The organism is Frigoribacterium sp. ACAM 257 (assembly GCF_007954365.1).
GTDB lineage: Bacteria > Actinomycetota > Actinomycetes > Actinomycetales > Microbacteriaceae > Frigoribacterium.
Genome location: NZ_VOLO01000002.1, coordinates 426,419 through 446,489, shown reverse-complemented (window position 1 = coordinate 446,489; position 20,071 = coordinate 426,419). Strand labels below are relative to the sequence as shown.

The window sequence follows — 20,071 nt, the reverse complement described above, 5'->3', positions numbered from 1 at the left end:
GCCTGCGTCAGAGGGGCGCGAGCGACGCCGCCGTCAGCAGGGCGACGAAGCCCACGAGGGACGCGACCGCCACCGCGTTCAGCCGTCGGTGCTCGACCATGATGGCGACGTACTCCCTCAGGAACGCGCTCGGCACGTAGTACGCCGCCGTCGGCGACCCGACCACCTGCGCGTCGCTGCCCGCGGCACGGGCCAGCAACGCGGCGCGCAGCACGTGGTAGTCGTTGGTCACGACGAGCGTGCTCCCCTCGCGCCCGGCCGCCCGCTGCACCTCGCGCGAGAGCACGAGGTTCTCGCGGGTGCTCGTGGACGCGGTCTCGGGGTGCACGTCCGACGGGTCCGCCCCCTGGGACAGCAGGTACTCGGCCATCGCCACGCCCTCGGGCCGCGGCTCGTCGGCGCCCTGCCCGCCGGACGGCACCAGCAGCGGTCGCGTCGTGCCCTCGGGGACCGAGCGGTAGATCGCGAGGGCCCTGTCGAGCCTGCTGCGGAGGAGCGGGGGCACCTCGCCACGGACGAGTCCCGACCCGAGCACGACGAGCGCGTCGGGGGTGCGGGTGTGGCGGTACCGGCTGTAGACGAGGGAGTAGAACCCGAACGCGGCGAAGGTGCCTGCCGCGTAGAGGCAGGCGAACACGATCAGCACTCCGAGGGCGATCGACACCGTGACCACGCCCGCGGGCAGCTCGGTGCCGGCCGGGACGAAGATCAGCGCCAGGGCCGCCGCGGGCAGCACCAGGAGGGCGAGCCCGGCGATCAGCGACAGCAGGTTGCCGAGGCTGCGTCCCTCCCGGCGGAGCATCGTGACGCCGTTGCCGACCAGGAACCCGGCGAGCACCAGGACCAGCACGCCCGCGAGCCCGACTCCGGCGAGGACGAGGAGCTGGAGCAGCGCGCTGGCCGCGGCGAGCTCCAGCACCCCCGCGAGCAGCAGCGAGCCCAGCGCGCCCACCAGGAACACCCCGTTGCGGAGTCGACGAGCATCGCGGCGCCGACTCACGACGTAGAGGACGGCGAAGACGACAGCCGGCACGAGGAGGGTCATGGGCCCATCGTGCCCGCACCACGAGCGCGACGGGGCCGCGACGCGGTCAGGACGTCGACGCGGTCGGGCCGTCGACGCGCCGGGGCGCTGTCGGGCGAGGCGCTACAGGGCGAGGCGCTCGCGGACGACGTCGGCGAGCGCGTGGGCGACCCGGTCGGCGGTCGCCTGGTCGGCGGCCTCGACCATGACCCGCACGACGGGCTCCGTGCCCGACGGCCTGAGCAGCACACGGCCCGAGTCGCCGAGCTCGCGCTCGAAGGCGGCGACGGCCTCGGCCACGCCCTCGTCGCCCGACAGGCGCTCGCGGTCGACGCCGGCCACGTTGATCAGGATCTGCGGGAACACCGTCATGACCTTCGCCAGCTCGGCGAGGGACTTGCCGGTCTCGGCCATGCGCGCCACCAGCGACAGGCCCGTGAGGATGCCGTCGCCCGTGGTCGCGTAGTCGCTGAAGACGATGTGGCCCGACTGCTCGCCGCCCAGGGTGAAGCCGTGCTCGTTCATGTCCTCGAGCACGTACCGGTCGCCGACGCGCGTCTGCCGCACGGTGATGCCGTGATCGGCCATGGCACGGATCAGGCCGAGGTTGCTCATCACCGTGGCGACGAGGGTGTCGTGTGCCAGCCTGCCGTGCTCTTTCTGCGCCACCGCGATGATCGCCATGATCTGGTCGCCGTCGACGACGGCGCCGGTCGCGTCGACGGCGAGGCAGCGGTCCGAGTCGCCGTCGTGGGCGATGCCGACGTCGGCGCCGTGCTCGAGCACCGCCGCGGCCAGGTTGTCGAGGTGGGTGGAGCCCACGCCGTCGTTGATGTTCATGCCGTCGGGGTCTGCCCCGATCAGGGTGATCTTCGCCCCGGCGTCGGTGAAGACCTCGGGCGACACGGCGGCCGCGGCGCCGTGGGCGCAGTCGAGCACGACGTGGATGCCGTCGAGACGGTTCGGCAGGGCTCCCAGGAGGTGGAGCACGTACCTGTCCTCGGCGTCGGCGAACCGGCGGATGCGGCCGACGTCGCCCCCGACCGGCATCAGCTGCGGCTCGCTCATCGCGGCCTCGATGCGGTCCTCGACCTCGTCGGGCAGCTTCGTGCCGCCGAACGCGAAGAACTTGATGCCGTTGTCGGGCGCCGGGTTGTGCGAGGCACTGATCATGACGCCGAAGTCGGCGCCGATGTCGTCGACGAGGAAAGCCGCCGCGGGGGTCGGGATGACCCCGGCGTCGAGCACGTCGACGCCGGAGCTGGCCAGGCCCGCCGAGACGGCGGCGGTGATGAACTCCCCCGAGATGCGGGGGTCGCGGGCGACCACCGCAACGGGGCGCCTGCCCTCGGCACGACGAGCCTCGGCATGGTGCCCCTTCGTGAGCACCACCGCGCTCGCCTGGGCGAGGCCCAGGGCGAGCGCGGCGGTCAGCTCACGGTTGGCAAGTCCCCGAACGCCGTCGGTACCGAAGAGACGCGACATCGCGAGACCTGCCTGTGTGTGGGAGTGCGACTAGCGCTTCGAGAACTGCGAGGCCTTGCGGGCCTTCTTGAGACCGGCCTTCTTGCGCTCGATGACGCGGGCGTCACGGGTGAGGAAGCCGGCCTTCTTGAGGGTGGCACGGTTGTTCTCGCGGTCGATCTCGTTCAGCGTGCGCGCGATGGCGAGACGCAGCGCGCCCGCCTGGCCCGAGGGGCCGCCGCCGGTGACCTTGACGGTGACGTCGTAGGCACCGAGCAGGTCGAGGACCTTGAACGGGTCGTTGATCAGCTGCTGGTGCAGCTTGTTCGGGAAGTACTCCTCGAGCGTGCGGCCGTTGACCACGAAGGTGCCGGTGCCGGGCACGAGGCGTGCACGGGCGATGGCCTCCTTGCGGCGGCCGACGGCCGAGCCGGAGACGTTCAGGACGGCGCGGGGCGTCGCCTGGGCCTCGGGAGCCGAGCTCTCGGTGGTGAAGCTCTCGGGAGCCTGGTCGATGGAATCTGCGATCTGAGCCACTGTGTGGAAATCCTTAAGTCTGAAGGCGGACGCTACTGGGCGACCTGGTCGAGGGTGTAAACCGTGGGCTGCTGAGCAGCGTGGGGGTGCTCGGCACCCGCGTACACCTTCAGCTTCTTGATCTGGGCACGGCCCAGCGAGTTCTTCGGCAGCATGCCGCGGATGGCCTTCTCGACGGCACGCGTCGGGTGCTTCTCGACCATCTCGGAGTAGGTCGTCGCCGTCAGGCCGCCCGGGTAGCCCGAGTGGCGGTAGTACAGCTTCTCGGCCAGCTTGGAGCCGGTGAGGGCCACCTTGTCGGCGTTGATGACGATGACGAAGTCGCCCATGTCCATGTGGGGGGCGAAGGTCGCCTTGTGCTTGCCGCGCAGCAGGGCTGCCACGTGCGAGGCCAGACGGCCGAGGACGACGTCGTTCGCGTCGATGATCAGCCACTGCGGCTGGACGTCAGCCGGCTTGGGGGAGAAAGTGCGCGTCACAGTAGTGCTGCTTCCTGGTCGAGGTGAGGTGTCCGTGAATCCCGCTCCGTTGCCGTTGTCGCGACGATGTCGCGAGAACGAGTCAGGTGGAGGGCTCAACTTCGGGTGCCGCGCGCAGTTGCGCAGACACCAAGGGTCGACGATACCGGACACGCCCAAGGGCGTCAAACGGCCACGGCCGGACGACCTCGCCGGCCGGCCGAGCCTGGTCAGGAGGTGCCGAGCGCCGCGAGCGCACCGCCGTCGAGCCGGAAGGTGGTCCAGTCGTCCATCGACGAGGCGCCGAGCGACCGGTAGAACCCGATCGAGGGCTCGTTCCAGTCGAGGACCGCCCACTCGACCCTGGCCAGCCGCCTGTCCACCGCCTCCTGCGCCAGCCTCGCCAGCAGGGCCCGGCCGTGGCCGGCGCCCCGGTGCCGCGGCACGACGTACAGGTCTTCGAGGTGGATGCCGTGGACGCCCTCCCAGGTCGAGAAGGTGAGGAACCAGATCGCGAGGCCCGCCAGCTCGCCCGGCTCGTCGCCGTCGACCACGAAGGCGAAGACGGCCGGCGCCTCGCCGAAGAGCGCGCGCTCGAGGTCGCCCTCGGTCGTCTTGACGGCGTCCGGCTCCTTCTCGTAGACCGCGAGCTCGACGATCAGGCGCAGCAGCTCAGGGACGTCGGACGGGACGGCGGGGCGGGGAGCGGTCATCCGTCGAGGCTAGCGGCCGACCTCTTCACCTGCGTGAGCACGACGCGTGCCGCGACCTCGTCGTCGGGCGGGTAGCCCACCTCGACCATGGTCAGGCCCGTCGCGGGCACCACGCGGAACTCGCCGTTGCGCGCGGCCTCGCGGCGCACGCCGACGGCCCGGTGCGGGGGCATCGCGCCCTCCCCCACCGCGACGCAGGCCCCGACGAGGTTGCGCACCAGGTTGTGGCAGAAGGCGTCGGCCTGCACGGTCGCGACGAGCACGCCGTCGGCGTCGCGCCTCCACGTGAAGTGCTGGAGCTCGCGGATGGTGGTCGCGTAGTCGCGGTGCCGGCAGTACGCGGCCCAGTCGTGCAGGCCCACGAGGCCCGCGGCCGTCGCGCTCATCAGGTCGAGGTCGAGCAGGTGGTCGTACCAGAGCGTGTGGCTGCGCCTCGTCGGGTCGCGCTCCGCACCGCGGTCGGCGATGCGGTACTCGTAGCGCCGCCAGAGCGCGCCGAAGCGCGCGTGGAACCCGGGAGGCGCGAGTCTCGCCCCCGAGACGACGATCTCGTCCGAGGAGCCGGCCAGCCCGTTCAGCCGCCGGGCGAGCACGGTCGGGGCGTCGAGCGGCGACCTGTCGACCATGCCGCGGTGCGGCCGCCGGAGCTGGGCGATCTGCTCGTCCGTCAGGTCGAGGTGCACCACCTGACCGCGCGCGTGCACGCCCGCGTCGGTGCGGCCGGCAACCGTGACGGTCGGGACGTGCTCGTGACGGCCGAAGAGCGTGCGGAGCGCCGTCTCCATCTCGCCCTGCACCGTGCGCCTGCCGGGCTGCTCGCTCCAGCCCGAGAACGCGGTGCCGTCGTAGGCCACGGTGAGCCGGACTCGCGTCAGGCCCGCCTGCACGAAGGCCGGGTCGTCGAGGGCGAGGCCGGGGGCAGCAGGAGGGGCGTCGCTCGTCACGCCGTCCATGCTACGGCGACGAGAGGGGCGGACGGGCTCGTGCCCGTCCGCCCCTCGATCGGTGCCCGCTCTGCGGGCCGACCTCACCGACTCAGCGCCAGCGCCACCCGAAGATCTTCGTCAGCCACGAGACCACCGCGGTCACGACGGCGACGATGACCTGCACGACCGGGGGCAGCGGGTGCGCGCCGCCGCCGTGCCCGGGATCGATCGGGTCCGTCGGCCCCGTCCCCGGGTCCGTCGGGTCCGTCGGGTCCGTCGGGTCGGTCGGGTCGGTCGGGTCCTCCTCGGCCACGAGGGAGAGGCCCACGTGGACGGGGTCGTGGTCGCTCGCCCGGAACGGCCCCTCCTCGAACAGCTGCACCGCGTTGTAGTTGTAGCGGCTGTACTCGAGGCCGACCGACTCCCCCGAGTTGATGTTCCAGATGTCCACCGCGGTGACGGCCTCGGCGGCGGCGGGCGACGCCAGCACGTGGTCGAGCGAGCCGCTGAGGCCGCCGAAGACATAGCTGTACTCGTCGGTCTCGGTCGAGCCGAGGTCGGCGTATCCCGCGTCGCGCAGCACCTCGATGGGGTCCTCCTGCGAGTACGCGTTGAAGTCGCCGAGCAGGAACGCGAGGTCGGTGCCGGCGGCCTGCTGCACGCGCTCGGAGAAGGCGACCAGCGCCTCCGCCTGGTTGACGCGCGAGGCGTTGGAGGCGCCCTGTCCGTCGCCCAGGTCCGCGTCGGCTCCCGACCCGCTCCCCTTCGACTTGAAGTGGTTCGCGATCGCGACGAACGTCGCGTCGTCGGACGCGGCCGCGGCGACCGGGCGGAACGCCTGGGCGAGCGGCTGGCGGGCGTTGCTGAAGGCGGGGGCATCGGTGAGGATGGTCGACCCTCCGACCGTCTCGACGGTGCCGGCCTTGTAGATGAAGGCCAGGCGGATGACGTCCTCGTTCGTGGGCACCGTCGCAGGCGACGGCACGTAGCTCCACGCGTCGGTGCCCAGGTCGGCGTTCAGGGCCTCGACCAGTGTCGACACGGCCGCGTCGCGGTCCTGCCCGAAGCGCGCCGAGTTCTCGATCTCCTCGAGCGAGACCACGTCGGCGTCGAGGCCGTTGATCGCCGAGACGATCTTCGACTGCTGACGCTCGAAGCTCTCCTGCGTGGCGGCGCCGCGTGCGTCGCACCCGCTGTTCACGGTGAGCGGCACGCCCGCACGGTCGCGGTAGTACGTGCAGCCGGAGAGCTGGTCGCCCGTGGTCGGGAAGTAGTTCAGCACGTTGAAGCTGGCGATCGACACGTCGCCCCCGACGTCGAGCGGGGTCGCCTCGCGGACGACGCCGAACGAGGCGGGCAGCTCGGCCGCGGGGGTGTCGCCGGTCACGCGCAGGGTCGGCTGCAGCTTCCAGCTGCCGTTGCGGAAGTCGACGACGACGGGCTGGGAGAAGTCCACGGGGGCCCCGACCGTGACGGGCGTCTCGGGCGAGAGCCAGGGCAGCGGGATCGACTGGTTCGCCGCGGTGAAGAAGTTGACGCTCGAGCCGTCGTCGAGCGTCACGGCACGGGCGGCGTTGTCCGCCGCGGCCGCGGCCGCCTCCGCGCTGCCGGGGCGGCCCACCTCGGTCGGCTGCAGCAGCGGGCCCGTGCCGGACGCCAGAGCGACCTCGCCGTACTGGTTCGTCGTGTAGACGTCCGAGACGGTGAAGTCGCCCTGGGGCGCGATGAGCATGCTCTCGAGCGACTCGCGCTCGGCGTCCGTCGTGGGCCACGCGACGGCGGCCGCCTCGGGGACCTCGACGGTCCCGGCGTCGAGCTGCACCAGGCCGGAGGCGTCGGCGACCGTCAGCTCCGTGAGGCCGTAGTACTCGGTGACCTCGCCGGTCAGCTCGACGTGGTCACCGATCGAGACCGAGGAGGCGGTGGCCGCGCTGAAGACGAAGACGGCGTCCGACGCGGCGTGCGTCGCGAGGTCCAGCGCACCACCGGTGCCCGGCGTCTGGATCACGTAGCCGGCGAGGCCGCCGGTCGGGTAGGCGGCGGTGACGACGCCGCGGGTGCGGACGGACCGCCCGGCGAGGGGACTGGCGTCGCCCGTGCCCTGGATCTCGGCGATGGTCGCCTCCACCGCCGGCGAGGCCGGGTCGGTGGGCTCGGGGTCGGTGGGCTCCTCGGGGTCGGCGGGGGCGCCTCCTGCGCTGTTCACGGGGGTCACGACGTCGCTGACCGAGAAGTCCGCCGCGTTGACGTCGGTGTCGACGTGGTCGGTGCGCACCAGCGAGTTCGGCACGGAGTTCGCGCCGGACGTGCCGGCGACGGCGGTCTCGTACGTGTTGGAGGTGCCGTAGCCCAGCAGGTCGACGACGCCGTCCACGCCGACCGACGAGGCGCCCACGGGGAGCGTCACGGCCGTGGCCTGGTCGGCGAGCACCAGGGTGCCCGTCGTGCCGCTGGGGTTCAGCCCGAGCACGGCGTCGGCCTCGGGCAGCGCCGCCCCGGCCGTGCCGTTGCTGCCGAGCTGCACGAGGAAGCTGCCGCCCGCGGGCACGGTTCCCGCGAGGACGCCGACGCCGGACACGGCCGAGGACGTCGCCGCCCGGTACTGCAGCGACCAGCCCGCGAGCGAGACGGCACCGTCGGTCGGGTTGTACAGCTCGACGAACTTGTTCGTGAAGGGGGCGTTCGCGCTGCCGCCCTTGAGGTAGGCCTCGTCGATGACGAGGCTCGAGCCGTCCACGGCGTCGGTGCCGAGGGAGGGCGAGGAGGGGGCAGCTGTCGCGGGCACCAGCGGCGCGAGGCCGAGGGCGACGCCGAGACCGGTCGCGAGAGCGACCGTGCTGACGGTACGAGGTCGGGGGTGCATGACGTCCTTCGTGACGGTTCGGGCCCGCTGATCCGGCGGGTCGAGATCACGCTACGGGTGCTCGGAGGCCCGCAGGTTTCGACCAGATGAACGACACCTGTTCGGGGGACGCGCCCTGTCCGCACAACCGCCCACGCGACGCGCGTCGCGCATCCGCAGAGCGTCCCTCGGCGTCCCGGGGAACGACGGAGGGCCCGTCACCTCGCGGTGACGGGCCCTCTGCCGGTGGTGCCTCGTGCTACTTGTCGTCCGACTTCGCGGCGTCGTCCGACTTCGCGGCGGCGTCGGTCTCGACCTCGTCGGCGGCAGCCGTCTCGGCCTCGGCCTCGACGGGCTCGCTCTGCTCGACCGTCTCGGTCTCGTCGACGGGGGCCGCGGCGGGCTCGGCGGCCGGCGTGGCCTTCGAGCTCGACGACGACTTCACCTTGGGGGTGACGGGCTCGAGCACGAGCTCGATCGACACCATCGAGGCGTTGTCGCCCTTGCGGAAGCCGAGCTTCGTGATGCGGGTGTAGCCGCCCTCACGGTTCTCGACGAGCGGCGCGATCTCGGTGAAGAGGATGTGCGCGGCGTCCTTGTTGTTGCGCAGCGTCTGCATGGCACGACGACGCGACGCGAGGTCGCCCCGCTTCGCGAAGGTGACGAGACGCTCGGCGACGGGACGGAGGCGCTTGGCCTTCGTCTCGGTCGTCTTGATGCTCTTGTGCTCGAAGAGCGAGGCGGCGAGGTTCGCGAGCATCAGGCGCTCGTGAGCCGGTCCGCCTCCGAGGCGGGGACCCTTGGTGGGCTTGGGCATGGTGGTTGGTTCCTAGCTGTCGAAGATGGAGGGCGTCGGGCGGACGAGACCTAGTTGGTCTCTTCCTCGTCGTAGCCGCTGTAGAAGTGGGCTCCGTCGAACCCGGGGACCGTGTCCTTGAGCGAGAGGCCCAGCTCGACGAGCTTGTCCTTCACCTCGTCGACCGACTTCTGACCGAAGTTGCGGATGTTCATCAGCTGCGTCTCCGAGAGGGCGACGAGCTCGGACACCGTGTTGATGCCCTCGCGCTTCAGGCAGTTGTAGCTGCGGACCGACAGGTCCAGGTCCTCGATCGGCGTCTGCAGCTCGCTGGAGAGGACGGCGTCGACCGGCGCGGGGCCGATCTCGATGCCCTCGGCGGCGGTGTTGAGCTCGCGCGCCAGGCCGAACAGCTCGGTCAGGGTGCGACCGGCCGACGCGATGGCGTCGCGCGGCGTGATCGCCGGCTTCGTCTCGACGTCGACGACCAGGCGGTCGAAGTCGGTGCGCTCACCGGCACGAGTCGCCTCGACGCGGTAGGTGACCTTGAGGACGGGCGAGTAGATCGAGTCGATCGGGATCTGACCGGCCTCGCTGAACTCGGCGCGGTTCTGCACGGCCGAGACGTAGCCGCGGCCACGCTCGATCGTCAGCTCGAGCTCGAACTTCGCCTTGTCGTTGAGCGTGGCGATGACGAGCTCGGGGTTGTGGATCTCGACCCCGGCCGGAGCCGAGATGTCGGCGGCCGTGACCTGGCCGGCGCCCTGCTTGCGCAGGTACGCCGTGATGGGCTCGTCGTGCTCGCTCGAGACGACGAGCTGCTTGATGTTGAGGATGACCTCGGTCACGTCCTCCTTCACGCCAGGGACGGTCGTGAACTCGTGCAGCACGCCGTCGATGCGGATGCTGGTGACGGCCGCGCCGGGGATCGACGACAGGAGCGTGCGACGCAGCGAGTTGCCGAGGGTGTAGCCGAAGCCGGGCTCGAGGGGCTCGATCGCGAAACGCGAGCGGAACTCCGAGATGTTCTCCTCGGTGAGGGTGGGGCGCTGTGCAATGAGCACTGTGGGTTCCTTTCGGCGGAGAGTCCGCTATATGACTCTCGGCGGTACGACAGGGTGGCTGGCCCGTCGGTCTCTTGAGTTGTGGGTGCCCCGTGCGACGGACGCAGGAGGCGGTGGTGACGCGGTCGAGCCCGCCGCGCCTCCTCGGCCTGCGAGAGGCGGAGGAGGCACGACGGGCGGCAACTCAGTTAGACGCGACGACGCTTCGGCGGGCGGCAGCCGTTGTGCGCCTGCGGGGTGACGTCGTTGATCGAGCCGACCTCGAGGCCAGCGGCCTGGAGGGAGCGGATCGCGGTCTCGCGACCCGATCCCGGGCCCTTGACGAAGACGTCGACCTTCTTGACGCCGTGCTCCTGCGCCTGACGCGCAGCCGACTCGGCCGCGAGCTGCGCGGCGAACGGGGTCGACTTGCGCGAGCCCTTGAAGCCGACGGCGCCGGACGAAGCCCAGCTCAGCACGGCACCCGAGGGATCGGTGATCGACACGATGGTGTTGTTGAACGTGCTCTTGATGTGGGCCTGGCCCACGGCGACGTTCTTCTTCTCTTTGCGGCGGGGCTTGCGCGCGGCCGACTTCGGTGCTGCCATTTTGATCTCCTACGAACCTAGAGGCGTACGGCGGGAGCCGGGGCCTAGCGAGCCTTCTTCTTGCCGGCGACGGTGCGCTTCGGGCCCTTGCGGGTACGCGCGTTCGTCTTGGTGCGCTGGCCGCGCACAGGCAGGCCGCGGCGGTGGCGGATGCCCTCGTAGCTGCCGATCTCGACCTTGCGGCGGATGTCGGCGGCGACCTCGCGACGGAGGTCGCCCTCTACCTTGAAGTTGCCCTCGATGTGGTCGCGGAGCAGGACGAGCTGGTCGTCCGTGAGGTCCTTGACGCGGATGTTGCCGTCGATCTCGGTCTCGGCGAGAGTCTTGAGCGCGCGGGTGCGGCCGACTCCGTAGATGTAGGTCAGTGCGACTTCGACGCGCTTGTCGCGCGGGATGTCAACGCCTGCTAGACGTGCCATGGTGGCTTCTCCTCAGAGAGTGGTGGAGGTCTGTCGCAGCACCGGTGCCCGGGCCTCCGTCCCGGGGTGTCCCCCGCCGGGCGTCGCGCAGGGCGACGTGTCGACGAGTTCTGGTGCTGCTCGTGGGGTGGTGCTGTGGGGCTCGGGAGCCCCGGTTGCTGCAGGCCGCTCACGCGGCCGGAGCGTTCCCGCTGCCTAGCCCTGACGCTGCTTGTGGCGGGGGTTGCTCTTGCAGATGACCATGACGTTGCCCTTGCGGCGGATCACCTTGCAGTGCTCGCAGATGGGCTTGACGCTGGGGTTGACCTTCATCGTTGTTTCCTTGATCTCGCTGGCTTCGTGCCCCGCGGGTGCGCGGGGCCGTTCCTTTCCAGCACGCCCTACTTGTAGCGGTAGACGATCCGGCCGCGGGTCAGGTCGTAGGGGCTCAGCTCGACGATCACACGGTCTTCGGGGAGGATGCGGATGTAGTGCTGACGCATCTTTCCCGAGATGTGGGCGAGAACCTTGTGACCGTTGGTCAGCTCGACGCGGAACATCGCGTTGGGCAGAGCTTCGATCACAGCTCCTTCGATTTCGATGACACCGTCTTTTTTGGCCATGGACTCACAGTCGCTCAGAGTTGGGGGTGTTGGTCGTGCGGGCAGTCGGCGGCCCCGGGCACACAGATGTGGCCTGGGAACACCAAAGATCGATCCTAGGTGATGCCGCTACACTTCAGCAACCCGCCCGTCGACCCGACACGCCGAGTCGACGACGATGACGCCGACCAGGAGCTCCGCATGCCCCCGCAGACACGCACGCCCGGCCGCCGAGGCGCCGCCCGTCACGGTCGCCTCCGACGCCGAGGGCCGGTCCGCGCCCTGGTCACCGTGGTGGCGAGCACGCTGGCGGTGCTGCTGGTGAGCGGCGCCTCCTTGGCTGCCATCACCGCGCAGCAGCTCTCGTCGTCCGTCACGTCGGTGGCGCTCGACAACGAGACGGCGGTCCCCGACGAGATCTCGGCGATGCCGGGCGGCGCGAACATCCTGCTGATCGGCAGCGACCAGCGCGATCCCGGCAGCGCCGTCGCCGCCGGCGTCGTCGACGGGGTGCGCAACGACGTGAACATCCTCGTCCACCTCTCCGAGGACCAGACGCAGCTGACGGCCGTGAGCTTCCCGCGGGACCTCATGATCGACCGGCCGGCGTGCACGGGGGACGACGGGGCGAGTCGTCCTGCGGCCTCGTACCAGCAGTTCAACACCCTCTACGGGGACGGCGGCATCGGCTGCACCGTCGCCGCGGTCGAGAGCATGACCGGGCTCAGCGTTTACTACGCGGGCATGATCACGTTCGACGGCGTCATCGAGATGTCGAACGCGCTCGGCGGGGTCGACGTGTGCGTCGCCCAGCGCATCCGCGACACGGACACGGGGCTCGACCTCTCGGCCGGCACGCACTCGCTGCAGGGGGTGGACGCCCTGCAGTTCCTCCGCACCCGCCACGGCGTCGGCGACGGCAGCGACCTCGCCCGGATCAGCTCGCAGCAGGTGTTCCTCTCGTCCATGATGCGGACGATCATCTCGGGCGGCACCCTCGGCAGCCCCACCACGCTCTACAAGCTGGCCTCGGCCGCCCTCGGCAACATGACGCTCTCCTCGTCCCTGAGCTCCCCCGACACACTGGTGTCCCTGGCACTCGCACTCCGCGACCTGACGCCCTCCGACATCGTCTTCGTCCAGTACCCGGTCGTCGACGACCCGGACCAGGCGGGCAGGGTGATCCCGTCGGAGTCCGACGCCGCCGTGCTCGAGGCCGCGCTGCAGGCCGACCAGAAGTTCACCCTGGGCGACCAGTCGGAGGGTCGCGGCTCCACCGCGGACGAGTCGGCCGCACCGGCGCCCGAGGCCACGGCTCCGGCTCCGGCCGAGACGACCGCACCTTCCGATCCGGCGACGAGCACGCCGGCAGAGCCCGCACCGGTGACCACCACGCTGCCCTCGACCATCACCGGCCAGACCGCCGCCGAGGCCACCTGCTCGGTCGGGTCGTCCCGGGGCTGACGCTGCGGGTCAGGGGATCGGGACGGGCACGACACCGAGAGCGGCCAGACCGGCCGCTCCCCCGTCGTGGGCCGTCGTGACCCAGATGCCGCCGGCGTGGACGGCGACGGAGTGCTCCCAGTGTGCGGCCCCCGAGCCGTCGACCGTGGCGACCGTCCACTCGTCGTCCCGGGTCACCGTGTCGGCGCGTCCGAGGGTGATCATGGGCTCGATGGCGACGACCAGGCCGGGCCGCACCGCGGGACCGCGACCTCGCACCCGGTAGTTGAAGACGGGGGGATCCTCGTGCATCGACCGGCCGATCCCGTGTCCGGTGTAGTCCTCGACGATGCCGAACTCCCCTCGGGACTCCACGAGGGCCTCGACGGCGTCGCCGACCTCGTTGAGGCCGCGGGCACCCGCCAACGCGGCGATGCCGTGCCAGAGCGCCTCCTCGGTCACCTCGGACAGGAACCGACGCTCTGCCACGAGCTCGGGCCGGCTGTCGTCGTCGAGCACGAAGGTACGGGCGCTGTCGCCGTTCCAGCCGTCCACCTCCGCACCGCAGTCGACCGAGACGAGGTCGCCGGCCTGCAGCACACGGTCACCGGGGATGCCGTGGACGACCTCGTCGTTGACGGACGCGCAGATCGTGTGCCGGTACCCCGGCACCAGCATGAAGTTGGGCACGCCTCCGCCTTCGCGGATCGTGCGCTCGGCCACGAGGTCGAGCTCGCCCGTCGTGACGCCGGGCCGGATGACGGCCGCGACCGCGTCGAGGGCCTCCGCCGTCAGCACGCCCGGTCTCACCATGAGCCTGAGCTCGTCGGGCGTCTTGTATATCCCGGGCTTGCGGAGGGACACGTCGTTCAGGACGCGGAGGCGGTGCGCCGGAAGCCGGCGGCCACGAGAGCGTCGTCGATGCGAGCGGCGACCTCGTCGATCGTGCCCAGCCCGTCGACCTCGACGAGCAGGCTGCGGTCGCGGTACGTCTCGATCAGAGGAGCGGTCTCGCGGAGGTAGACGTCCTGCCGGTGGCGGATCGCCTCCTCCGTGTCGTCGGAGCGTCCCTGGTCGAGAGCGCGTCGGCGCAGGCGCTCGACGATCTCGTCGCGGTCGGCGACGAGCTGCACGACGGCCGCGAGGGCTTCGCCGCGACCGGCGAGGAAGTCGTCGAGGAACTCGACCTGCTGAACGGTGCGGGGGTAGCCGTCGAGCAGGAACCCCTGCTCGGCGTCCGCCTCGGCCAGGCGGTCGCTGACGAGCTCGTTGGTGAGGCTATCCGGAACGTAGTCGCCGGCGTCGATGATCGCCTTCACCTTGAGTCCGAGATCGGTCTCACCGGCGACGTTCGCCCGGAAGATGTCGCCGGTCGAGATGGCAGGGACGCCGAACGACTCGGCGATGCGCACTGCCTGGGTGCCCTTGCCCGCCCCGGGCGGACCGACGATCAGGAGGCGCGGTGCGGGACTGGACTGTGCACCGGTCATCGGAGGAGCCCCTCGTAGTGCCGCTGCTGGAGCTGCGAGTCGATCTGCTTGACCGTCTCGAGACCGACGCCGACGATGATCAGGATGCTCGCGCCTCCGAAGGGGAAGTTCTGGTTCGCGCCCACGGTGGCGAGGGCGATCAGCGGGATGAGCGCCACGATGCCGAGGTAGAGGGAGCCGGGCAGCGTCACCCGCGTCAGGACGTAGTCGAGGTACTCGGCGGTCGGACGACCGGCACGGATGCCGGGGATGAACCCGCCGTACTTCTTCATGTTGTCGGCGACCTCTTCGGGGTTGAAGGTGATTGCGACGTAGAAGTACGTGAACCCGACGATGAGCGCGAAGTAGACGGCCATGTACAGCGGGTTGTCGCCCGAGGTGAGGTTCGCCTCGACCCACGAGACCCAGGCGGCCGGGGCCGTCCCGTCGGTCGGCCGGTTGAACTGCGCGACCAGGGCAGGCAGGTACAGCAGCGACGAGGCGAAGATGACGGGCACGACGCCGGCCATGTTGACCTTGATCGGGATGTAGGTGTTGTTGCCCCCGTACGTGCGCCTGCCGACCATGCGCTTGGCGTACTGGACCGGCACGCGTCGCTGCGACTGCTCGACGAACACGACGGCGGCCATGATGACCAGCCCGACCGCGATGACCATCAGGAAGATCTCGAAGCCACGGGCCTGGGCGATGCTCCAGAGGGCCGTGGGGAACCGAGCAGCGATCGACGTGAAGATGAGGAGAGACATGCCGTTGCCGATGCCGCGCTCGGTGATGAGCTCGCCCATCCACATGATGAGGCCGGTACCGGCCGTCATGGTGATGACCATGAGGAGGACGGCGTACCAGGCGTCGTTGGTGATGAGCTGCTGGCACTCGGCGGCGCCGGAGCCCGCGAACAGGGTGCCGGAGCGAGCGACGGTGATTAGCGTGGTCGACTGCAGGATGCCCAGCGCGATGGTGAGGTAGCGCGTGTACTGGGTCAGCTTGGCCTGGCCGGACTGGCCCTCTTTGTAGAGGGTGTCGAAGTGTGGGATCACCACGCGCAGCAGCTGCACGATGATCGACGACGTGATGTAGGGCATGATGCCCAGCGCGAACACGGAGAGCTGCAGCAGGGCGCCGCCGCTGAAGAGGTTCACGAGCTCGTAGAGGCCCGACGTGCCCTGGCTGCCGGCGAGGCAGAGCTGCACGTTCTGGTAGTCCACGAACGGCGCAGGGATGAAGGACCCCAGCCGGAAGAGCGCGATGATGCCGAGCGTGAACCCGATCTTGCGGCGAAGGTCGGGCGTGCGCATGATGCGCGCGACAGCTCTGAACATGGTGGGCCTCCCGGTGTGAAGGATAGACGACTGAAGGGGGTGGCCCTGACGGACCACCCCCTCAGGGCATTACTTGGTGACGGATCCGCCTGCGGCGACGATCTTCTCTTCGGCAGAGCCGGAGACCTTGTCGACCGCGACGGTCAGCGCGACGCTGAGGTCGCCCTGTCCGAGGACCTTGACCTTCTCGTTCTTGCGGACGGCGCCCTTGGCGACCAGGTCGCCGATGGTGACCTCGCCTCCCTGGGGGTACAGCTCGCCGAGCTTCTCGAGGTTGACGACCTGGTACTCGACGCGGAACGGGTTCTTGAACCCGCGCAGCTTCGGAGTACGCATGTGCAGCGGCATCTGGCCGCCCTCGAAGCCGACCTTGACCTGGTACCGGGCCTTCTGGCCCTTCGTGCCACGTCCGGCCGTCTTGCCCTTCGAGCCCTCACCGCGTCCGACGCGGGTCTTCGCCTTCTTGGCACCGGGAGCCGGGCGGAGGTGGTGCACCTTGAGCACCTGCGGACGCGCGACGTCCGACGAGGCGGCCGGGGCCGACTTCGTGGTGGACGTCGTGGATGCGGCGGCCTTGTCGGCAGCCGGCTTCTTGGCGGCGGCCTTGGGGGCAGCCTTGGTGGTCGTCGCCTTGGGGGCGGCGGCCTTCTTGGGCGCGGCCTTCTCGGCCGGCTCCTTCTTCTCGTCAGCCATTAGTCAATCTCCTCGACCTTCACGAGGTGAGCGACCACGTTGACGTAGCCACGGTTCTGCTTGGTGTCCTCGCGAACGACCGAGTGGCCGATGCGCTTGAGGCCCAGGCTCCGCAGCGTGTCACGCTGGTTCTGCTTCTCGCTGATTACGGACTTGATCTGGGTCACCTTGAGGTTGGCGGCCATCAGGCACCTGCCTTCTCGGTCGCGGCGGTGCGCGCTGCGTCCTCTGCACGCTGCAGGAACGCCGGCATCACCTGGTCGATGTCGAGGCCACGGCGGGCCGCGACGGCACGGGGCTCCTCGAGGAGCTTCAGCGCGGTGACGGTCGCGTGCACGATGTTGATCGTGTTGGACGAGCCGAGCGACTTGCTGAGCACGTCGTGGATGCCGGCGCACTCGAGCACGGCGCGGACGGGACCGCCCGCGATGACACCGGTACCGGCCGAGGCCGGACGCAGCATGACGACGCCGGCAGCAGCCTCACCCTGCACGGGGTGCGGGATGGTGTTGCCGATGCGGGGGACGCGGAAGAAGTTCTTCTTCGCCTCCTCGACGCCCTTGCTGATGGCGGTGGGGACCTCTCGGGCCTTGCCGTAGCCGACGCCGACGAGTCCGTTGCCGTCGCCGACGACGACGAGCGCCGTGAAGCTGAAGCGACGACCGCCCTTGACGACCTTCGACACGCGGTTGATCGTGACGACGCGCTCCAGGAACTGGCTCTTGTCGTCGCGGTCGCCACGGCCACGGCCGCCGGCGTTGCGGTCGCCGCGGCCCTGTCCGCCACGACGGTCGGTACGACCGCCTTCGCGGTTGTTGGACTCCGAGCCGGCAGCGGTCTCGACGGGGCGCTCGACGACGGCCTCGGCGGGAGCCTTTGCGGCCTCCGTCGTCGCCTCGGCCGGGGCCTCGGGGGGAGTGGTGTTCGTAGCGTCGCTCACAGGTTCAAACCAGCCTCTCGGGCGCCTTCGGCGATGGCCGCGACGCGTCCGGCGTACTTGTTGCCGCCGCGATCGAACACGACGGCCTCGATGCCCGCGGCCTTCGCACGCTCGGCGACGAGCGCGCCGACCTTGCGGGACTTCGCGGTCTTGTCACCGTCGAAGGTGCGCATGTCGGCCTCGAGGGTCGACGCGCTGGCGACGGTGAAGCCCTTGCTGTCGTCGACGACCTGCACGAAGACGTGACGGGCCGAGCGGGTGACGACGAGACGGGGGCGCTCTTCGGTGCCCACGACCTTCTTGCGCAGGCGGGTGTGACGGCGCTTGGTGGCTGCCGACTTGGATTTTCCTCGTGTACCGAGACCCATGATTACTTACCTGACTTTCCGGCCTTGCGGCGGACGACCTCGCCGGCGTAGCGAACACCCTTGCCCTTGTAGGGCTCGGGCTTGCGCAGCTTGCGGATGTTGGCGGCGACTTCGCCGACGGCCTGCTTGTCGATGCCGACGACCGTGAGCTTGTTGTTGCCCTCGACCGTGAAGCTGATGCCCGCGGGCGGCTCGACGGTGATGGGGTGCGAGTAGCCGAGCGCGAACTCGACGTTCGAGCCCTTGGCCTGCACGCGGTAACCGGTGCCGACGACCTCGAGGCCCTTGGTGTATCCCTGGGTCACGCCGATGATCTGGTTGGCGATCAGGGTGCGGGTCAGGCCGTGCAGCGCACGCGACTCACGCTCGTCGTCGGGACGCGTCACGACGACGGTGCCCTCTTCGAGCTTGGCTTCGATGGGGCTCTTGACGACGAGCGCCAGCTCGCCCTTCGGGCCCTTGACCGAGACGGCCTGGCCGTCGATCTTCACGTCGACCCCGGCAGGGATCGAGATGGGGAGTCTTCCGATTCGAGACATGGCGGGTTACCACACGTAGGCGAGGACTTCTCCGCCTACGCCCTTCTTCTCGGCCTCACGGTCGGTCAGCAGACCGGAGGAGGTGGACAGGATCGCCACGCCGAGGCCACCGAAGACCTGAGGGATCTCGGTCGACTTCGCGTACACCCGGAGACCGGGCTTGGAGACGCGCTTGATGCCCACGATGGAGCGCTGGCGGTCGGGGCCGTACTTCAGGTCGATCGTGAGGGTCTGGCCCACGCGGGCGTCCTCGACCTTCCACGACTCGATGAAGCCCTCACGCTTGAGGATCTCGGCGATGTGGGACTTGAGCTTGCTGCTGGGGAGCGAGACGGTCTCGTGGTGAGCCGAGTTCGCGTTGCGCAGTCTGGTCAGCAGGTCTGCGACCGGATCTGTCATCGTCATGCGGTTGATCTCTTCCTCATCCGGTTTCGACATCCGGTACACCGGGTGCCGACCTCGATGATCGGGCGGTCACGGAGCGATTCTCCGTGACCTCAGGGGAACGGTCGGCAACTCCGATGAGGAGTTGCCGACCGGACGATCTTAGTTGGCCTGGTCGGCCGTGCGGAACGGGAAGCCGAGAGCCTTGAGCAGAGCCCGACCTTCGTCGTCGTTCCGGGCCGTGGTGACGACGGTGATGTCGAAGCCACGGACACGGTCGATGCGGTCCTGATCGATCTCGTGGAACATGCTCTGCTCGTTGAGGCCGAACGTGTAGTTGCCGTTGCCGTCGAACTGACGGTCGCTGAGACCGCGGAAGTCGCGGATGCGGGGCAGGGCCAGCGACAGCAGGCGGTCCAGGAACTCCCAGGCACGGTCGCCGCGCAGCGTGACGTGCGCGCCGATGGCCTGGCCCTCACGCAGCTTGAACTGCGCGATGGACTTGCGGGCCTTGGTGACCTGCGGCTTCTGACCCGTGATGGCGGTCAGGTCCTTGATGGCGCCGTCCATGATCTTGCTGTCCCGGGCTGCCTCGCCGACACCGGTGTTCACGACGATCTTCACCAGGCCAGGGACCTGGTGGACGTTCGTGAACCCGAAGTCGCTCTTCAGCTGGGGCAGGATCTCGGTGCGGTACTTCGCCTTGAGGCGGGGCAGCGCGGCCGGCGTGCTCGTGGTGGTGTCAGTCATCAGAGGTTCTCTCCCGACGCCTTGGCGTAGCGGACGCGGACGGTCTTGGTGACGCCGTTCTTCGTGACCGTCTCTTCGCGGAAGCCGACGCGGGTCGGCTTCTTGGTCTTGGGGTCGACGATCGCGACGTTCGAGACGTGGAGGGGGGCCTCGTGCGTCTCGATGCCACCGGTCTTGGTGCCGCGCTGGGTCTGGCCGACGCGCACGTGCTTGGTGACGAGGTTGACGCCCTCGACGACCACGCGGTTGCGCTCGACGAGGACCTCGAGGACCTTGCCCTGCTTGCCGCGGTCGCCGCCGCGGGCCTGGGTCGCCCCGGTGATGACCTGTACGAGGTCACCCTTCTTGATGTTTGCCATGACTTAGATAACCTCCGGCGCCAGCGAGATGATCTTCATGAACTTCTTGTCGCGAAGCTCGCGACCGACCGGTCCGAAGATGCGCGTGCCACGGGGGTCGCCATCGGCCTTCAGGATCACTGCGGCGTTCTCGTCGAACTTGATGTAAGAGCCGTCCGGACGACGGACCTCTTTCTTGGTGCGAACGATGACGGCCTTGACGACGTCACCCTTCTTGACGTTTCCGCCGGGGATCGCGTCCTTGACGGTCGCGACGATCACGTCACCGAGTCCGGCGTAACGACGGCCAGAGCCACCGAGGACGCGGATGGTGAGGATCTCCTTGGCGCCGGTGTTGTCGGCGATCTTGAGGCGGGATTCCTGCTGAATCACTTC

General features: G+C 69.8%; 26 protein-coding genes. 1 reads left to right on the top strand and 25 read right to left on the bottom strand.

The annotated features are described in order from the left end of the window. Positions 1–7 precede the first annotated feature (7 nt). The 13 genes from ES689_RS08560 to infA form a co-directional block, all read right to left on the bottom strand. Positions 8–1,045, bottom strand: coding sequence for a YdcF family protein (locus ES689_RS08560; RefSeq protein ID WP_146902856.1), 1,038 nt, complete (start codon positions 1,043–1,045; stop codon positions 8–10). A gap of 102 nt (positions 1,046–1,147) precedes the next feature. Beyond that, complete coding sequence (gene glmM / locus ES689_RS08555; RefSeq protein ID WP_146902853.1) at positions 1,148–2,509, bottom strand: phosphoglucosamine mutase; 1,362 nt, start codon at positions 2,507–2,509, stop codon at positions 1,148–1,150. Positions 2,510–2,539: 30 nt separating this feature from the next. Continuing rightward, complete coding sequence (rpsI, locus tag ES689_RS08550) at positions 2,540–3,025, bottom strand: 30S ribosomal protein S9 (protein ID WP_123547710.1); 486 nt, start codon at positions 3,023–3,025, stop codon at positions 2,540–2,542. 32 nt (positions 3,026–3,057) lie between these two features. Further along, positions 3,058–3,504, bottom strand: a complete 447-nt coding sequence (rplM, locus tag ES689_RS08545; RefSeq protein ID WP_146902850.1) for a 50S ribosomal protein L13 — start codon at positions 3,502–3,504, stop codon at positions 3,058–3,060. A gap of 209 nt (positions 3,505–3,713) precedes the next feature. Beyond that, positions 3,714–4,196, bottom strand: coding sequence for a GNAT family N-acetyltransferase (locus ES689_RS08540; protein ID WP_146902846.1), 483 nt, complete (start codon positions 4,194–4,196; stop codon positions 3,714–3,716). Next, complete coding sequence (gene truA / locus ES689_RS08535) at positions 4,193–5,149, bottom strand: tRNA pseudouridine(38-40) synthase TruA (protein ID WP_146902843.1); 957 nt, start codon at positions 5,147–5,149, stop codon at positions 4,193–4,195. The genes ES689_RS08540 and truA overlap by 4 nt, the downstream gene beginning before the upstream one ends. Positions 5,150–5,231: 82 nt before the next feature. After that, the gene (locus ES689_RS08530; protein WP_146902840.1) at positions 5,232–7,985 is read right to left on the bottom strand and encodes an ExeM/NucH family extracellular endonuclease; all 2,754 of its coding nucleotides are present in this window, start codon (positions 7,983–7,985) and stop codon (positions 5,232–5,234) included. A gap of 238 nt (positions 7,986–8,223) precedes the next feature. After that, positions 8,224–8,781 (bottom strand): 50S ribosomal protein L17, encoded by a 558-nt coding sequence (gene rplQ / locus ES689_RS08525; RefSeq protein WP_146902837.1) that lies wholly within the window; start codon positions 8,779–8,781, stop codon positions 8,224–8,226. Positions 8,782–8,831: 50 nt separating this feature from the next. Continuing rightward, a complete protein-coding gene (locus ES689_RS08520; RefSeq protein WP_123547705.1) occupies positions 8,832–9,824 on the bottom strand; it encodes a DNA-directed RNA polymerase subunit alpha in 993 nt (330 codons plus the stop codon). Positions 9,825–10,012: 188 nt separating this feature from the next. Beyond that, on the bottom strand, positions 10,013–10,411 hold the full coding sequence (gene rpsK, locus ES689_RS08515; protein WP_055799944.1) for a 30S ribosomal protein S11: 399 nt from the start codon (positions 10,409–10,411) through the stop codon (positions 10,013–10,015). A 44-nt stretch (positions 10,412–10,455) separates the two neighbouring features. Further along, entirely contained in the window at positions 10,456–10,830 is a 375-nt protein-coding gene (rpsM, locus tag ES689_RS08510; RefSeq protein WP_056057338.1) for a 30S ribosomal protein S13, read from the bottom strand. A 195-nt stretch (positions 10,831–11,025) separates the two neighbouring features. Next, positions 11,026–11,142 carry a 50S ribosomal protein L36 gene (gene rpmJ / locus ES689_RS08505; RefSeq protein ID WP_043593327.1) on the bottom strand — a complete coding sequence of 39 codons (117 nt, stop codon included), beginning with the start codon at positions 11,140–11,142 and terminating at the stop codon, positions 11,026–11,028. A 68-nt stretch (positions 11,143–11,210) separates the two neighbouring features. Beyond that, positions 11,211–11,432 (bottom strand): translation initiation factor IF-1, encoded by a 222-nt coding sequence (infA, locus tag ES689_RS08500; RefSeq protein ID WP_055857193.1) that lies wholly within the window; start codon positions 11,430–11,432, stop codon positions 11,211–11,213. A gap of 180 nt (positions 11,433–11,612) precedes the next feature. Here infA and ES689_RS08495 point away from each other — a divergent pair, with 180 nt between their 5' ends. Beyond that, on the top strand, positions 11,613–12,875 hold the full coding sequence (locus ES689_RS08495; RefSeq protein ID WP_146902834.1) for an LCP family protein: 1,263 nt from the start codon (positions 11,613–11,615) through the stop codon (positions 12,873–12,875). Between the two features lie 9 nt (positions 12,876–12,884). On the opposite strand, the gene map is transcribed toward ES689_RS08495, so the two are convergent. From map to rplN, 12 genes are all read right to left on the bottom strand, one after another. Next, a complete protein-coding gene (gene map, locus ES689_RS08490; RefSeq protein WP_146902831.1) occupies positions 12,885–13,718 on the bottom strand; it encodes a type I methionyl aminopeptidase in 834 nt (277 codons plus the stop codon). A gap of 5 nt (positions 13,719–13,723) precedes the next feature. Next, on the bottom strand, positions 13,724–14,344 hold the full coding sequence (locus tag ES689_RS08485; protein ID WP_146902828.1) for an adenylate kinase: 621 nt from the start codon (positions 14,342–14,344) through the stop codon (positions 13,724–13,726). Further along, positions 14,341–15,663, bottom strand: coding sequence for a preprotein translocase subunit SecY (gene secY, locus ES689_RS08480; RefSeq protein WP_123547701.1), 1,323 nt, complete (start codon positions 15,661–15,663; stop codon positions 14,341–14,343). Before secY ends, ES689_RS08485 begins: the two co-directional genes overlap by 4 nt. A gap of 69 nt (positions 15,664–15,732) precedes the next feature. Continuing rightward, the gene (rplO, locus tag ES689_RS08475; RefSeq protein ID WP_146902826.1) at positions 15,733–16,356 is read right to left on the bottom strand and encodes a 50S ribosomal protein L15; all 624 of its coding nucleotides are present in this window, start codon (positions 16,354–16,356) and stop codon (positions 15,733–15,735) included. Further along, the gene (rpmD, locus tag ES689_RS08470; RefSeq protein WP_123547699.1) at positions 16,356–16,541 is read right to left on the bottom strand and encodes a 50S ribosomal protein L30; all 186 of its coding nucleotides are present in this window, start codon (positions 16,539–16,541) and stop codon (positions 16,356–16,358) included. Before rpmD ends, rplO begins: the two co-directional genes overlap by 1 nt. Beyond that, positions 16,541–17,296, bottom strand: coding sequence for a 30S ribosomal protein S5 (gene rpsE, locus ES689_RS08465; RefSeq protein ID WP_123547698.1), 756 nt, complete (start codon positions 17,294–17,296; stop codon positions 16,541–16,543). Before rpsE ends, rpmD begins: the two co-directional genes overlap by 1 nt. Next, on the bottom strand, positions 17,293–17,664 hold the full coding sequence (rplR, locus tag ES689_RS08460; RefSeq protein WP_123355181.1) for a 50S ribosomal protein L18: 372 nt from the start codon (positions 17,662–17,664) through the stop codon (positions 17,293–17,295). The genes rpsE and rplR overlap by 4 nt, the downstream gene beginning before the upstream one ends. A 2-nt stretch (positions 17,665–17,666) precedes the next feature. After that, a complete protein-coding gene (gene rplF, locus ES689_RS08455) occupies positions 17,667–18,203 on the bottom strand; it encodes a 50S ribosomal protein L6 (RefSeq protein WP_123547697.1) in 537 nt (178 codons plus the stop codon). A 6-nt stretch (positions 18,204–18,209) separates the two neighbouring features. Further along, positions 18,210–18,608, bottom strand: coding sequence for a 30S ribosomal protein S8 (rpsH, locus tag ES689_RS08450; protein ID WP_123547696.1), 399 nt, complete (start codon positions 18,606–18,608; stop codon positions 18,210–18,212). A 141-nt stretch (positions 18,609–18,749) separates the two neighbouring features. After that, positions 18,750–19,337 carry a 50S ribosomal protein L5 gene (gene rplE, locus ES689_RS08445; RefSeq protein WP_146902823.1) on the bottom strand — a complete coding sequence of 196 codons (588 nt, stop codon included), beginning with the start codon at positions 19,335–19,337 and terminating at the stop codon, positions 18,750–18,752. Continuing rightward, on the bottom strand, positions 19,337–19,696 hold the full coding sequence (gene rplX, locus ES689_RS08440) for a 50S ribosomal protein L24 (protein ID WP_133738230.1): 360 nt from the start codon (positions 19,694–19,696) through the stop codon (positions 19,337–19,339). Before rplX ends, rplE begins: the two co-directional genes overlap by 1 nt. 3 nt (positions 19,697–19,699) lie before the next feature. Further along, a complete protein-coding gene (gene rplN, locus ES689_RS08435) occupies positions 19,700–20,068 on the bottom strand; it encodes a 50S ribosomal protein L14 (RefSeq protein ID WP_043593350.1) in 369 nt (122 codons plus the stop codon). Positions 20,069–20,071 lie beyond the last annotated feature (3 nt).

What these genes read in the sequence shown, in the direction of transcription:
- ES689_RS08560 (WP_146902856.1), bottom strand. Translation starts at nt 1,045, where the DNA reads ATGACCCTCCTCGTGCCGGCTGTCGTCTTCGCCGTCCTCTACGTCGTG.
- glmM (WP_146902853.1), bottom strand. Translation starts at nt 2,509, where the DNA reads ATGTCGCGTCTCTTCGGTACCGACGGCGTTCGGGGACTTGCCAACCGT.
- ES689_RS08540 (WP_146902846.1), bottom strand. Translation starts at nt 4,196, where the DNA reads ATGACCGCTCCCCGCCCCGCCGTCCCGTCCGACGTCCCTGAGCTGCTG.
- truA (WP_146902843.1), bottom strand. Translation starts at nt 5,149, where the DNA reads ATGGACGGCGTGACGAGCGACGCCCCTCCTGCTGCCCCCGGCCTCGCC.
- ES689_RS08530 (WP_146902840.1), bottom strand. Translation starts at nt 7,985, where the DNA reads ATGCACCCCCGACCTCGTACCGTCAGCACGGTCGCTCTCGCGACCGGT.
- rplQ (WP_146902837.1), bottom strand. Translation starts at nt 8,781, where the DNA reads ATGCCCAAGCCCACCAAGGGTCCCCGCCTCGGAGGCGGACCGGCTCAC.
- rpsK (WP_055799944.1), bottom strand. Translation starts at nt 10,411, where the DNA reads ATGGCAGCACCGAAGTCGGCCGCGCGCAAGCCCCGCCGCAAAGAGAAG.
- rpsM (WP_056057338.1), bottom strand. Translation starts at nt 10,830, where the DNA reads ATGGCACGTCTAGCAGGCGTTGACATCCCGCGCGACAAGCGCGTCGAA.
- rpmJ (WP_043593327.1), bottom strand. Translation starts at nt 11,142, where the DNA reads ATGAAGGTCAACCCCAGCGTCAAGCCCATCTGCGAGCACTGCAAGGTG.
- infA (WP_055857193.1), bottom strand. Translation starts at nt 11,432, where the DNA reads ATGGCCAAAAAAGACGGTGTCATCGAAATCGAAGGAGCTGTGATCGAA.
- ES689_RS08495 (WP_146902834.1), top strand. Translation starts at nt 11,613, where the DNA reads ATGCCCCCGCAGACACGCACGCCCGGCCGCCGAGGCGCCGCCCGTCAC.
- ES689_RS08485 (WP_146902828.1), bottom strand. Translation starts at nt 14,344, where the DNA reads ATGACCGGTGCACAGTCCAGTCCCGCACCGCGCCTCCTGATCGTCGGT.
- secY (WP_123547701.1), bottom strand. Translation starts at nt 15,663, where the DNA reads ATGTTCAGAGCTGTCGCGCGCATCATGCGCACGCCCGACCTTCGCCGC.
- rplO (WP_146902826.1), bottom strand. Translation starts at nt 16,356, where the DNA reads ATGGCTGACGAGAAGAAGGAGCCGGCCGAGAAGGCCGCGCCCAAGAAG.
- rpmD (WP_123547699.1), bottom strand. Translation starts at nt 16,541, where the DNA reads ATGGCCGCCAACCTCAAGGTGACCCAGATCAAGTCCGTAATCAGCGAG.
- rplR (WP_123355181.1), bottom strand. Translation starts at nt 17,664, where the DNA reads ATGGGTCTCGGTACACGAGGAAAATCCAAGTCGGCAGCCACCAAGCGC.
- rplF (WP_123547697.1), bottom strand. Translation starts at nt 18,203, where the DNA reads ATGTCTCGAATCGGAAGACTCCCCATCTCGATCCCTGCCGGGGTCGAC.
- rpsH (WP_123547696.1), bottom strand. Translation starts at nt 18,608, where the DNA reads ATGACGATGACAGATCCGGTCGCAGACCTGCTGACCAGACTGCGCAAC.
- rplE (WP_146902823.1), bottom strand. Translation starts at nt 19,337, where the DNA reads ATGACTGACACCACCACGAGCACGCCGGCCGCGCTGCCCCGCCTCAAG.
- rplX (WP_133738230.1), bottom strand. Translation starts at nt 19,696, where the DNA reads ATGGCAAACATCAAGAAGGGTGACCTCGTACAGGTCATCACCGGGGCG.